Here is a 14631-nt window from a genome sequence, read left to right as displayed (position 1 = left end):
GACCTGATACAATAAAAACAAGTGAAAAAAAATCTTTTTATACTCATTTCCCTATGTGGAACTGCATTTTCTGGCAGCGCACAACAAAAATCCTATTTAGAAATGTTAGCCAATCAACCCAAATGGGTCGATTCGGTTTTTAATAAATTAAACCGTAGAGAGCGTATTGCGCAGATGTTCTTTGTTAGGGCACATACCAATCTTGGTAAAAAATATACCGATTCGGTTGGCGAGGTGATTAAAAAAGAACAATTGGGCGGAGTGATTTTTTTTCAGGGTGGCCCTGGCCGACAGGTTTTAGCCACCAATGCCTATCAGAAACTGAGCCGGGTACCACTTATTGTGGCTAACGATGGAGAATGGGGTTTGGGCATGCGTTTAGACAGTACCATTTCTTATCCCTACCAAATGACCCTGGGCGCCATCCAAAACAAGGAGTTATTGTATAAAATGGGTTTGGAAGTGGCTAAAGATTACAAACGGATGGGGATGCAGATGAACCTGGCTCCTGATGCGGATATTAACAATAATCCGAAAAACCCGGTAATCAACTATCGTTCGTTTGGCGAAAATAAATATAATGTGGCCAATAAAGTTGCATCCTATATGAAAGGCATGCAAGATGGTGGTTTATTAACTACTCTGAAACACTTTCCTGGTCATGGCGATACCGATGTAGATTCCCATTACGATTTGCCACAGCTTACTTTCTCTGCTACACGTTTGGACACTTTAGAAATGTATCCATTCAAAGAATTGATTAAGCAAGACGCATCTGGGGTGATGATTGCGCACATGAATATTCCTTCGTTAGATAATACCCCAAATTTACCTTCAACACTTTCCAAGCCAATTGTAACCGGTATTTTAAAGCAGAAATTAGGCTTTAAAGGGCTGATTATTTCGGATGCAATGGATATGAAAGGTGTGGTAAAATACTTTAAAAATGGCGAAGCTGATTTGATGGGGATTATTGCAGGTAACGATATTATCGAACTTTCAGAAAACAGCGATAGAGCCATTAAACTGGTGCGTAAAGCGGTAAGAAATAATCGGGTAAGCATGGCTGAGATTGACCAAAGCGTGCGTAAAATATTAACCGCAAAGTATTGGGCCGGCCTGGCCAGGCGCGATACCATTGTTACCAAAGGTATTATTGCCGGCGTTAACCGCAACGCCAGCAATGCGTTAGTGCAGGAGTTAGCCAATGCATCGGTAACTTTGCTCAAGGGTAAAGATCATATTAAACGTCTTATACCGATCAGAAGAACAGCAATAATCAGTATTGGCGTATCTTCGGTAACCACTTTCCAAAAAGAAATCTCGAAAGGTTATTACAACTCTGTTTATTATGTATTGGATAAAGATGCAAGTGCCACACAAATTTCAAATATAGCACGTGAAATCAGCGCATTTGACCAGGTAATTGTAGGCATCCATGATAGCAGATCAAGACCGGCCAATAACATGCCGCTGAATGCAGGTGTGAAGAATTTTATTAAAGAGTTATCCACTAAGAATGCTGTTTTTGCCTTATTTGCAAATCCATATAATTTGTCTACCTTATCGGGATTAGAAAATAGCAAAGGTTTATTGGTAGCGTATCAAAAAGAAGATTTTATGCAAATTTCCGCTGCTGCTGTAATTAATAACCGGTTGGTACCAACCGGTAAGTTACCAGTAAGTGTAGCTCCGTTTTATAAATTTGGTGATGGACTGTAGCTCTACGCTAGCGGGAAGATATTTTTTCATTCTGAGCATAGTGAAGAATCTTTAGAAGAATAGACATGTTTCCAAGAAGGCAAATTTGTAAGGAATATACTTTTCTTTGGTTTTTCAGCTTTCTCAAAAACAATTTCGCCTTCAAAACGATTATCTAATCATAAAACCTTAATGTTATGATAGATCCAGAAGACGACAATTATTCAAACGATCCGAACGATGCTTTACGCAGAGAGGACGATGTAGAAAATATCAACGAAATTAGTGGTGACGATACCAGTATTGAACATGATAAAGATCTGCTTGAACAAGCCGATGAAGCTTCAAGAGCCTCTTATGAGTTAAACCTCGATGACGAGGTAGACGAAGATGAGCTAGAAGATTAAAAAAAAGCCGTTCGGATGTGAAAATCCGAACGGCTTTTTTTTGTTTAGGTCGCCTCGTTTTATCTTACGCCTTAAACCTTCCACCCTCTATCTTATTTAGTTTTCGGCTGATAAGTTTCAGGATTTACCGCGGTGGTATTCCAACCTTTTAAAAATGAGGTGATTTTCTTTACGTCATGTCCCACTTTCCTTTTACCGTTAGCGCCAACTTCTTCTGTTTCTAAATAAGACGAATTTTCGATGTGCAATACTTTGCCTTTTCCGTCCAAAACTAAAAACACAGGAAAGCCGAAGCGTTGAGGATAGCCTAAACTGGCCAAAACGCTTTCGTTTTTATTTTCAGGACTATAATTAACCAAAACGGTTTCAAAATTATCGTTGATGTATTTCTTTAAAGTGGCCGTGCTATCAACCAAATTGTGGAAAGCAATACACCAGGTACACCAGTTACCCCCAACCTGCAATAAAACATGCTTATTTTCTTTAGCTGCCTTTGCTACAGCAACAGCAATTTCTGCCTTGGCATCAGCTTGTGGGTTATAAATATGAACACCTTCTTTTTTTGCCTGGCTAAATGCCGCAGTTGAAATTAATATGGCTGTGAACAGAATGGTTAATCTTTTCATGATTTTGTAATAATGACAAAGCAAATGTAATAAAGTCTAGTAATATTGTAGATAATTAGCAAATTCTTTACAGAGCAGAAACATTCATTGGTCATTGGTTATTGGTCATTGGTCATTGGTCATTGGTCATTGGTGAAACTTGCTTTTTTATAAAAGGTTTAAACCCAATTCTATTTTCCATTGCCCTTTCACATCGCCATTTTACATTTAACTATCTTTGTATAGAAATGGATTTCCTAGATATACATACCCATAAAGTTTCCACCCAACCTGGCGTAACCAGTATTCAAAGTTTGTCATTAACCAGTGATATCTTTTTGGCCATGCCTAAAACCAAGCCGATTTCTGTTGGGCTGCATCCCTGGTTTGCCAAAATTGATCATCTCGACCAGCAGATGAAGTATCTTAGTGTCGTGGCCAATCAAACAAATGTAAAACTGATTGGCGAATGCGGCTTAGATCGTCTGAGGGGCGACAATCTGGAGAATCAGATTATCATTTTAGAAAAACAGATCGAATTGGCAGAAAGGATTAATAAACCTTTGATTTTACATTGCGTTAAATGTTTTGCTGAATTAATAGCGATTAAAGATCGGTTAAAAGTTAAAGTGCCCATGATCATTCACGGCTTTAATAAAAATGAAGAATTAGGCAAGCAACTGTTGGATAAAGGTTTTTTACTTTCTTTTGGTTTGACTACCTTGAAGGAAAATGCTGGCGCAACAAAACTGATTCAAAGTACCCATAATTTTTTCCTGGAAACGGATGATGCTGATATTTCAATTGAGGAAATTTACCAGGCGGCGGCCATTTTAAAAAAATGTACTGTAGATGAACTTAAAGCACGTATTTTTACCGACTGGAATAAACTAAATTTAATATAGCGCTGTCATTCTGAGCCTGTCGGAAGAATACAGCTAAATACAAAAATATGTCTGATGTTAGCTGGCTTTCGCGCTCTGCCCTGCTTGTAGGTAATGATGGAATAGAAAAACTTCAATCGAAACATGTTCTCGTGATCGGTTTGGGCGGCGTAGGTTCTTTTGCCGCTGAATTTATCTGCCGTTCAGGAATTGGAGAAATGACCATTGTTGATGGTGATGTGGTTGACCCGACCAACCGGAACAGGCAGCTACCTGCTTTGGCCACTAATCATGGTGTTAGCAAGGCTGCAATAATGCAAGAACGTTTATTGTCTATAAATCCCGAATTAAAACTGCACGTAGTAAATACCTTTCTTACGCCAGAGAAATGCAGGGAAATTTTAGAGGCCGATTTCGATTATATTATGGATTGCATTGATAGTGTAATGCCTAAAATTACTTTGTTAGGAACGGCATTAGAAAAAAATATTCCTATTGTAAGTTCAATGGGAGCTGGTGGTAAAATGGATCCTACTCGCTTAAGAATTACCCTACTGCCTGATACCTATCAATGTGTTTTTGCCAGTTATGTGCGTAAGCGGCTGAATAAACTTGCCAATGCGGCAAAAATAAAAGCAGTTTTTTCCACCGAAGAAATGGATAAAAATTCCATGATCATGACTGATGGGAGCAACTTCAAACGCTCTGCGTATGGTACGGTTTCTTATCTGCCGGCAGCATTTGGTGGTGCATGTGCATCCGTTGTAATCCGCGATTTACTTGGCCTCCCTATTGAGATGGCCGAACGTCCTGCAAGGATCAGCCATAAAACATTAGCTAAAAAGAAGAAAAAACCGTAAACAAGTGCATTGTTGATATCATGATTTCGGAAAAATTTTAAATTGTTGTAAGTTAGGGTAGAACAATAATTAGATATAACAATAACCGCCCACGGGCACCCCTTCAAAGGAGAGGAATAACCCAAAGCAAAAACATGTATAATATAAATAACACTCCTGCCGACTTAGGCGCCCAGCATTCCCCTCTACCAAAGGGGTGTCCGCAGGACGGGGTGTTGAAAGAGACGTTACAAAAAGATATTATAATCAATGGAACAACGCTAAAGCCAGTACCAATAATCAGGTTGCCTTATCAACCTCGACTAAAAGAAAGGGCAAAAGCCCTACGTCAGGCAGGGAATTTACCTGAAGTATTATTTTGGATGCAGGTAACCAAAAAGCAATTTCATAAAATAGATTTTGACAGGCAGCGTATAATTGGAAATTATATCGTTGATTTTTACATCAAGCAACTTGGTTTAGTAATTGAAATTGATGGCAGCAGTCATGATGATAAACAGGCTTATGATAAACGAAGAGAAGAGTATTTAATCTCATTGGGATTAAAAATATATAGGATTACAGTTGATGACGTCATGAAACAAATGGATTTTGTAATGATGGGTTTGGAAGAGTACATTATTAAAGAATATGGAACTCAACTATCCTAAACTATTAAATAAAAGAGATTAAACCACCCCGCCCTTCGGGCACCCCTCCAAAGGAGGGGAATAAATAAAACGATATGGCCCAGCCCCTCAAAATTCTTCAAGCCTCTGCAGGTTCCGGTAAAACATTCAGTTTAACTGCACATTACCTTACACTACTGTTTAGTGGCGATAATAAATACCGCGAAATTTTGGCCGTAACCTTTACCAATAAGGCTACCGAAGAAATGAAAACCAGGATTTTGGAGGTGTTGTTAGGATTGGCAAAGGGAAATCCATCAAAAAAGATTGATGATTATCGGAAACTTATTTTACAAGCCTATCCGATATTAAACTCACAAGAATTACAGATCAAGTCAGATAAAATATATCGCAAAATTCTGCACGATTACAGCCGTTTTTCTGTAAGCACTATTGACGGTTTTGTACAAAAAGTAATCAGAGGTTTTGCTTTTGAGCTGGGCCTAAACGCTGATTATAATTTAGAAATGAATTATGACAAGGTAAAAGATGATCTTGTAAATAAACTGGATGAAGCTTTAGACCATAACAAACAGCTTTTGCAATGGATTATCGACCTCGCCATCGAACGCATCAGCGATAACAAAAGCTGGAACTATAAATTCGAACTTTACAATCTGATTGGCGAAATTTTCTCTGAACGTTTCCAGATTTTTGAAGATGCGGTAAACACCCTTGGTTTAGAAAACATTGATGAATTATTTAAAAAATACATCAGCATTACCAAGGCAGAGATCAAGAACTTTGAAGAAGAACTGGTTACGTTCGCAACAGAAGCAAACGAAGCGTTGAATGTAATCGGTGTGGAAACTGAACACCTGAAGGGAAAATCGAGAAGTCCGCTGGCTAAAATTATTCTCGTTGCCAGAGGCGATTTTTCAAAGATTGAACCACTTTTTAATTTGATTGATTCGCCTGATGAATGGTTTCAGAAAAATACAAATTTCCCTGAAGCTTATGATACGGTAAATCCGATACTAAAAAAGTTAAAAACACATTATTTAACCCATTTACCAAACTACAGTTTGGCTATTGCCTTTAATAAAAACCTTTATTATTTAAGGTTAATGCAGGAAATTGCCATGCTTTTAAAAGAATATAGAGCCGAAAACGATAACCTGCTGATCAGTGATGCACAAAAGCTGATTTCAGGAATTACCGAAGATGCCGGAGACAATCCGTCTTTTATCTGGGAAAAGGTGGGCAACCGTTACCGTAATTTTTTGTTTGATGAATTTCAGGATACTTCTACCAGTCAGTGGGGGAGCTTTAAATCCCTGCTGACCAATGCAATGGCCACCCCCAGCCAGGATCTGATCGATCATCTGATTGTTGGCGACACCAAACAATCTATTTACCGCTGGCGTAACGGCGATTGGAACATCTTGCACAAACATGCCAAATTAGATGTTGGTGCAGAAAATGTATTGGAAGAAAGTTTAGCCGAGAATTATCGGAGTGCCGAAAATATCATCACGTTTAATAACTTCCTTTATAAGGCTATTCCCCTCACCTTGCAGAATGAGCTGAATGAAAACCTGGCCACCAAACCCGAAAGCATTTCCCAATGGTGGCAAGAACAAAATTACCAGCAGATTATAACCGATATTTACAGTGGCTCTACCCAGAACTTTGCAACTAACACCCTAAAAGGGGGAACAATTAAGATTAAAAAGTTTGGTAAAGACCATGCGCCAAATGAAGCCCGTTTTACCGAAACCGTTTTTAGGGATATTGCATTAGACGATATTGTTGAAGAAATAAATGATCTCAAAAACGAACAGCAATATGCACTAAAAGATATTGCCATTTTGGTTCGATCGAACAGCGAAGCACTGCTCACCGTTAAAAAATTAATGGAGCATAACTTACCTGTTTTGTCTGGCGATGCGCTATTGATTTCCAACAACTCGGCCATTCAGCTCATCATCAATACATTAAAAGTACTGATTGGTTTAGAAACGCAAACAGCTCTTTACAAAGCCAATTGTATCGCACTTTACCATTCGCTACATGAAAAACAGATTGATGCCAATGATTACTTTAACCTTAACAATAAACCTTTAAGCACGCTTACCACAGTTCTACCTGTTGCTTTGTGCGAAAACTGGCAAAGTTGGCTGCAGCTTCCCCTGCCCGAGCTGGTAGAGATATTAATTGAAAGTTATGGCTTAAAAAATCTTACCACCAACTTGCCTTACCTACTTGCTTTTAGAGATTTGACAGCCTCTGCTGCAAAACTAGGTGAAAAAGGCATTATTTCATTTTTAACCTGGTGGGAAGAGGACGGCATTAAAAAATCACTGCCTTCACCAGAAGGTGCTGACGCCATACAAATTATTACCATTCATAAATCGAAAGGTTTAGCCTTCAGGGCTGTTTTTGTGCCATTTTGCAATTGGGAAATCAAAGGTAAACCCAATGGCACTTTTTGGGTATCTTCAGAAGAAACAGTTTATAAAGAACTGAAAGGAATTCCCTTAAAATATAATGAAGCATTAGCCGACTCAGCAATTGCAAGGGCCTATTATGAAGAGCTGCTTTATAACAATATGGATGCATTGAATATGCTTTATGTAGCCACTACACGATCTAAGGATTACCTCTACATAGCTACAATGGCTAAAAAGGAATTGAAATTATCCAATATGGGCGATGTAATCAATTTCACTTTTGATGAGCAGTTTGATGAAAACGGTGTATACGAAATTGTAGAGCCTGTAATTATTGAAAGTAAAGAGGGAAAATCGAATTTCATTAATTTAAATAGCTATCCAACCACAACGCGCTTATCAGAACTTTATATCCCTTCTGAAGACAAACACTTAAAACATCTGGTGAACATTGAAAAATCAGGCAGAAAAGGTTCTTTGCTGCACGATATCCTGGCCAGCGCCAGTACAAAGAAAGAAGTTGATGACTATACTGCTAACCTGGCTTTGCAGGGAATTATCAAGGAGGAAGAAAAGCATAAATTAAACTCATCCGCACTTGAAGTATTGGAACACCCTGAGCTCAAAGAGATCTTAGGTAATGCAAGCGAAAGCATTGCAGAAAAGAATATTATCGATGCCAATGGAAAACTGCACCGTCCTGATCGTGTTTTGGTTAACAACGATGAGGTGATTATCCTTGACTATAAATTTACCATTGAAGAAAGCGACAAACACATCGAGCAAGTAAATAATTATAGGGTTTTGCTTACTGAAATGGGTTACCAGAATATCAAAACCTATCTTTTCTATGCAGTTAAAGGCAAATTGAAATTAGTATAATATGGAAAAAGCAAACGATTTATATGGTAACATACTAAATATCCTCAAAAAATATAGGGCCGATGCTTACAAAGCAGTTAATACAGCTATGGTAATTTCTTATTGGCAAATCGGCAAAGAAATAGTTGAAAACGAACAGGGAGGAAATGTAAAGGCAACTTATGGAAAAGAAGTTATTAAAACACTTTCAAAAAAACTATCTTCAGAATTTGGAAAAGGTTTCTCTGTCGCAACTCTAGAGAGTTTTAGGAAATTTTATCTTATCTATCCAGATGTCAAAGACATCAATAACCCAATTTCCTACGCAGTGCGTAGGAAATTGGAAACAACTGATAATCAAGAAAATGAAATACCTTACGCACTGCGTAGCAATTTGAGTTGGACACATCACCGACTGATCATGAGGGTTGATGATGTTCAGGCAAGGAAATATTATTTAAGGGAGGCAGAAAACCAGCAATGGAGTTCAAGAGAACTAGAAAGAAATATTAATTCATCTTATTTTCAAAGGCTACTATCTAACCAAAAAGAAGTACCTCCTCATGATGATCAAACACAATTTTCTGAAAACTTCATTAAAGATCCATATGTTTTGGAATTTCTAAAAATCGAACAATCTTCAACATTAAATGAGAAAGAAATAGAAACCAGGATCATTAACCATCTCCAGCAATTTCTATTGGAGTTGGGTAAAGGATTTTCTTTTGTAGGCAGACAGTTTAGGATAAGTACCGAAACCAGCCATTTTTATATCGATCTAGTTTTCTACAACTATATCCTTAAATGTTTTGTACTATTTGATTTAAAAACCAATAAACTTACCCATCAAGATGTTGGCCAAATGGACATGTATATCAAAATGTTTGATGATTTAAAAAAACAGGAAAACGATAATCCAACCATTGGTATTATTCTTTGTACTGATAAAGAAGAAACAGTTGTTAAATATTCTATGTTGAAGGATAGCAAACAATTATTCGCTTCAAAATATCAAATGTATTTACCTACCGAGAAACAGTTAGCAGATTGGATAGAAAACGATAAAGCAATTATCGAATTGCAACTAAAAAACCAAGGGAACGATTAAATATCTATATGAAACCATTTTTACAGGAAGTTGCCGAAGATTTAGTTGCCCGGTTTGGAAACCAGCTGGAGAACTGCGCCATCGTTTTCAACAATAAACGGCCATCGGCTTATTTGCAGAAGCACTTTGCCGATATTATTGGTAAACCATTTTTCAGTCCATCATTTTTTACCATCCAGGAGTTCTTTGCTAGTTCTACAAGCTATAAAATAGCCGATTTTTACCTGCAGTTTTTTACTTTACACCGCATTTATAATCAACTGCTTGCAGAAGAAAAATTGGAAACTATTTCCAGTCATAAGTTTTTTCCTTTAGCAAAAATCATCTTAAGTGATTTTAATCAGATTGATGCCGATTTGGTTGATGCAGAAAAATTATACAGAGATCTGGAAGATATATCGGTGATCAATAAAGACTTTGATTATTTAAGCCCGGAGCAATATGAGTTTCTTTCTCAATTCTGGACTTCATACTCTGAAGGAAAACATAAAAAGCAGCAGGAACTGTTTATCAAGATGTGGCGCAGGATGCCAAAACTTTACCATAAATACCATGCAAAACTCAAAGAACAGGGTTATTTAACCAATGGTTCTGTTTATCGGTATCTGGCTGATGATATTACTAACCACCAGGAATTCATCTCGAATTTTGATAAGGGCAAGATTATTTTTGTTGGGTTTAATGCTTTGAGCAGTGCCGAGGCTAAAATATTTACCCAATTACAGGAAGCCGGTAAAGCATTGTTTTATTTCGATGCCGATACGTACTATTTAGATGACATTTCGCAGGAAGCAGGCTTGTTTTTGCGTAAAAACATTAACCAACTTGGCTTGAAGAATGAATTTGCCAATCAGGAAAGTTTAATGAAATCTGCCCAACACCAGGTAAATGTTTTTAAGGTCCAGGGACAATCGGCACAGGCTAAAATCCTGAACAATATCTTAGCAGAAGATTATACCGCAGCCGAAACTGTTGGTAAAACAGTAGTGGTTTTGGCAGATGAAAGCCTGTTAATCCCTACGTTGCAAACGATTCCCACTAACCTGCATGGAAAAGAGATTGACCTTAACGTAACAATGGGCTTTGCTTTATCAACCTCCAGTATATTTGGTTTGGTTGATTTGTGGCTGGCGAGTCAGCTGGAGATTTTACAGCGGGATAAGGTAAGTTACAAAAACGTAGAAGCTTTTTTAACCCACCCTTTAACGGGTCTTACCCAAAAAATGCGTGATAAAATCTTAACCGCATTATTGGAAGAAAACCAGGTAGAGATTGATCATAAACGTCTATTACGTCAAAGCGGACTTTTTGAAGCATTTTATAAAAAAATAGACGATCCACAGCATGTGGTTACCCATCTTTTGGATGTACTGGATTATGTGTTAACCCGGTTATCAAACGCAAAAACACTCAAAAAAATCGATGCAGAACTATTTGTAAAAACCATTCAGGAATTAAACAGGCTACACGATACCTTTAGCAACCACATCGGCAAAGAAGAAATTCCCTTTGTAATTTATCTGGTTCAAAAATCATTACAGGCTATTGCAGTACCACTTTCAGGCGATCCTTTGAATGGCATACAAGTAATGGGATTACTTGAAACCCGGAATCTAAATTTCGATAAAGTGGTAATTTTGGGTTTCAATGAAGGTATTATCCCTAAATCATCCATTGGCAATAGCTTCATTCCAGATTCTATACGCCGCGTTTATGGGCTACCGGTTTTAGAAAATCTCGATGCCATTTCTGCCTATATGGTTTACCGTCTATTACAGCGGGCAAAGAATATCAATTTTGTCTATAACAGTTTAACTGACGAATCCACTTCGGGCGAAGCCAGCAGAATCTTAAAGCAACTGGAGTACGAAAGTGGTTTCGAATTCAGCTATAATGAGCTTAATCTGGAAGTAAAAACCGAGCCTTTTAAGGAAGTAAAGATCGAGAAAACCAATAATGCCTTTATCCAGGAAACACTTCAAAAATATCTTGATAAAAAAAAGGTACTTTCACCTTCTGCACTTACCCAATACATTTCCAATCCGATAGATTTCTTTTTCAATTACATTGCAGGCATTAAAGAACCTAAAGAGATCAGCGCAGTGGTAGAAGCCAACGAAATCGGTTCCATTCTGCACAAAGTGATGGAATATTTTTACGAAGATTTAAGGTCTGCTGAAATTACTGCTGCGCTGATCAAAGAAAAACGCAAACAGATTCCCTCGCTGATACAAAAGGCCTTTAATGCTGTCATGTTCAAAAACCCTGACATGATTATGGAATACAAAGGTATGCAAAAGGTTATTTTGTCTATTGTAGAGGCTTATGTAAATATCATCTTAAACCAGGACGAAGCACAAACACCTTTTACGATTATCAGCCTCGAGCAAAAGGTAGAGGCCGAGATCAGTTTCCCGCTAAGGGGAAAAGAAGCTAGTGTTAAAATTTTTGGCTTTATCGACCGTGTTGATGTTAAAGATGGCGTAACTAAAATTATTGATTATAAAACCGGTAGCGACAAGCTAACTTTTAAAGATATTCCCGAGTTATTCAATTCTGATGGTAAACATATTAATAAAGCGCTGATCCAAACCTTATTATATACTTATGCTTACGAACAGTTTTCAGGCAAAAGTTTTGTAGAGCCGAATCTGTATGTAGTAAAAACCATGAGTGCAGATGGCGTTTGGTTTAAATCGGGTAGACAAAATCTATCAGGAGCCTATTTGGAAGAAATCAAACCAGAATTCCTTGCAGAATTAAGAAAAAAACTGACTGAACTTTTCGAAGCCCCCTATTTTATGGCCAGCAAGATTGAGGATAACTACAAATATTCTATTTATAAAACATTATTTGGGAAATAGTTACAACCCCAAAGAAATAAGTAAAACGCAAAGAACGCCAAGCCCTTGCTGAAATAACCACCCAACACATCGAGGAAAGGCAAAGCGCACACAATGCCTGATTGAAAAATATCAACTTTGTTCCTCTGTGTAAATCTTTCTGTTATCTATGGTAAAACAAAGCTTTGCATGCTTTGCGAAAACTTTGCGTGCTTTGCGTTTAATCTCTTAAATTTAAAAATGCTAACCCTAAATTTCACCAATTTTCCCGTACTCGAAACTGAGCGCCTGATCCTCCGCGAACATGATCTTGCCGATGCGGAAGTACTCTTTGCCATGCGTACCAATGAAACGGTGATGAAATATATCGACAGGGAAAGGCCACAAGATATTTTTGAAGTCAAAGATTTTATTTCCCGTTTTAGAAATGGTTATGAAAATGGCGACAACCTTGCCTGGGTAATTGCCTTAAAAGATAAACCCAACCAAATGATCGGCTCTATCGGATATTGGCGTACCGACTTTGCCAACCATCGGGCGGAAATTGGTTATATGTTACATCCCGATTATTGGCGACAGGGAATTATTTCAGAAGCCTTGAAACGAACCATCGATTTCGGTTTCAATGAAGTTAACCTGCATACTATCAGCGCAAACATTAATGTAGAAAACGATGCTTCGAGACAGATGCTGATTAAACACGGCTTTATAAAGGAAGCTTATTTTAAACAAGACTATTATTTTAGAGGCCAGTTTCTTGATAGTGAAATTTATGGTTTATTGAACCCAAACCACTAAATCTAAAGAAATATAGTTGTCACCTCGACTGAAACGAAACCGAATGCCCGCCTGTGCGGATGGGCCTGCCCCTACAAGCCGGGAGAGATCTAAATAAATTTAGCTTCGCTGAGCACTGCGTGGTTCCGACTTCATGTACTCCGCTCAAAATGACGACAATTCAGGAGGTAGTTATATTTCGGAAAAAGTACGGGTATTGATACAAAAAGCTTAACAAAAACATAATTGCCCAATAATATTTCTCCTTTAAAGGAATTGACAAAAAGTCTACCTGAAATACCGCTAAATAATCAGTCAAAACACTTATAATTATTACAAAACATAGGCATTTTAGCCTTTGGTTTCAAAGCGATTAATAATTATATTTGCCACCGTTATTAAAATTTACAATGAGAGAAATCCAATTTAGAGAAGCACTACGCGAAGCCATGAGCGAAGAAATGCGTAAAGATGACCGCGTTTTTTTATTAGGTGAAGAAGTAGCAGAATATAACGGTGCATACAAAGTAAGTCAGGGTATGCTTGATGAATTTGGTGCAAAACGAATTATCGATACCCCGATTGCCGAATTAGGTTTCGCAGGTATTGCAACTGGTGCAGCTACAGCCGGCCTTATTCCAATTGTAGAGTTCATGACATTTAACTTCTCTTTAGTTGCGATCGATCAGATTATCAACGGAGCAGCTAAAATCTTATCAATGAGCGGTGGCCAGTTTTCATGCCCTATGGTTTTCCGTGGCCCAACAGGTAACGCAGGCCAGTTAGGTGCACAACACTCTCAAAACTTCGAAAATTGGTTCGCAAATACACCAGGTTTAAAAGTGGTGGTTCCCGCTACGCCTTACGATGCAAAAGGTTTATTAAAACAGTCAATCCTTGATCCGGATCCGGTTATTTTCATGGAATCGGAAGTAATGTACGGCGATAAAGGCGACGTTCCTGCAGAAGAATACTATATCGAACTTGGTAAAGCTAAAGTAACCAAAGAAGGCACTGATGTAACCATTGTAACTTTTGGTAAAATGTTAACCCGCGTGGTAAACCCTGCGGTAGAAGAATTAGCAAAAGAAGGAATTAACGTTGAAGTGATCGATTTACGTACCGTACGTCCAATTGATTATGCAACCATTATCGAATCGGTTAAAAAAACAAACCGTTTGGTTGTGGTAGAAGAGGCCTGGCCATTGGCTTCGCTTTCTGGCGAGATTGCCTTCATGGTACAAAAACATGCATTCGATTATTTAGATGCGCCTGTTTTACGTATTACCTGTGCAGATGTTCCACTTCCATACTCACCAACTTTAATCGCAGCAAGCTTACCTAATGCAGAGCGTGTAGTTAAAGCGGTAAAAGAAGTAATGTACGTTAAGAAATAATTGTCAGTCTGAGCGTAGTCGAAGACTAAAACATGTAAATCCTCCAAAGCAATTTGGGGGATTTTTTTTGCTGGTTTTTTACACCTTTCAGATATTGAAAATTATATTTAAAATTGCATTTAATGAT

Annotated in this window: 11 protein-coding genes; 10 read left to right on the top strand and 1 reads right to left on the bottom strand. The window is 37.9% G+C overall.

The window, feature by feature from the left end; all coding sequences use genetic code 11:
* The first annotated feature begins 102 nt into the window (after nt 1-102).
* Nucleotides 103-1722 carry a glycoside hydrolase family 3 protein gene (locus BLR60_RS06830; RefSeq protein ID WP_394333562.1) on the top strand — a complete coding sequence of 540 codons (1620 nt, stop codon included), beginning with the start codon at nt 103-105 and terminating at the stop codon, nt 1720-1722.
* Nucleotides 1723-1898: 176 nt separating this feature from the next.
* Nucleotides 1899-2108: a hypothetical protein gene (locus BLR60_RS06825; RefSeq protein ID WP_090498131.1), complete on the top strand. Its 210-nt coding sequence runs from the start codon at nt 1899-1901 to the stop codon at nt 2106-2108.
* 92 nt (nt 2109-2200) lie between these two features.
* Here the strand turns inward: BLR60_RS06825 and BLR60_RS06820 are convergent, their stop codons facing one another.
* Complete coding sequence (locus BLR60_RS06820) at nt 2201-2734, bottom strand: thioredoxin family protein (protein ID WP_090498129.1); 534 nt, start codon at nt 2732-2734, stop codon at nt 2201-2203.
* 227 nt (nt 2735-2961) lie between these two features.
* On the opposite strand from BLR60_RS06820, the gene BLR60_RS06815 reads away from it, so the two are divergent.
* The 8 genes from BLR60_RS06815 to BLR60_RS06780 all read left to right on the top strand — a co-directional run bounded on the left by BLR60_RS06815 (nt 2962) and on the right by BLR60_RS06780 (nt 14504).
* Nucleotides 2962-3618 (top strand): TatD family hydrolase, encoded by a 657-nt coding sequence (locus BLR60_RS06815; RefSeq protein ID WP_090498127.1) that lies wholly within the window; start codon nt 2962-2964, stop codon nt 3616-3618.
* 47 nt (nt 3619-3665) lie between these two features.
* Nucleotides 3666-4457: a tRNA threonylcarbamoyladenosine dehydratase gene (locus tag BLR60_RS06810; protein ID WP_090498125.1), complete on the top strand. Its 792-nt coding sequence runs from the start codon at nt 3666-3668 to the stop codon at nt 4455-4457.
* Nucleotides 4458-4591: 134 nt separating this feature from the next.
* A complete protein-coding gene (locus tag BLR60_RS06805; RefSeq protein ID WP_090498123.1) occupies nt 4592-5107 on the top strand; it encodes an endonuclease domain-containing protein in 516 nt (171 codons plus the stop codon).
* A gap of 74 nt (nt 5108-5181) precedes the next feature.
* Complete coding sequence (locus BLR60_RS06800) at nt 5182-8400, top strand: UvrD-helicase domain-containing protein (protein WP_090498122.1); 3219 nt, start codon at nt 5182-5184, stop codon at nt 8398-8400.
* Between the two features lies 1 nt (nt 8401).
* Nucleotides 8402-9487 (top strand): PDDEXK nuclease domain-containing protein, encoded by a 1086-nt coding sequence (locus BLR60_RS06795; protein WP_090498120.1) that lies wholly within the window; start codon nt 8402-8404, stop codon nt 9485-9487.
* Nucleotides 9488-9495: 8 nt separating this feature from the next.
* Nucleotides 9496-12351, top strand: a complete 2856-nt coding sequence (locus tag BLR60_RS06790; RefSeq protein WP_090498119.1) for a PD-(D/E)XK nuclease family protein — start codon at nt 9496-9498, stop codon at nt 12349-12351.
* Nucleotides 12352-12570: 219 nt separating this feature from the next.
* Nucleotides 12571-13128 carry a GNAT family N-acetyltransferase gene (locus tag BLR60_RS06785; protein ID WP_090498117.1) on the top strand — a complete coding sequence of 186 codons (558 nt, stop codon included), beginning with the start codon at nt 12571-12573 and terminating at the stop codon, nt 13126-13128.
* A 389-nt stretch (nt 13129-13517) separates the two neighbouring features.
* Nucleotides 13518-14504: a pyruvate dehydrogenase complex E1 component subunit beta gene (locus BLR60_RS06780; RefSeq protein WP_090498116.1), complete on the top strand. Its 987-nt coding sequence runs from the start codon at nt 13518-13520 to the stop codon at nt 14502-14504.
* Nucleotides 14505-14631 lie beyond the last annotated feature (127 nt).

The sequence above is a fragment of the Pedobacter terrae genome, from assembly GCF_900100705.1.
Taxonomy (GTDB): domain Bacteria; phylum Bacteroidota; class Bacteroidia; order Sphingobacteriales; family Sphingobacteriaceae; genus Pedobacter; species Pedobacter terrae.
This window is presented reverse-complemented; position numbering and strand designations above follow the sequence as displayed.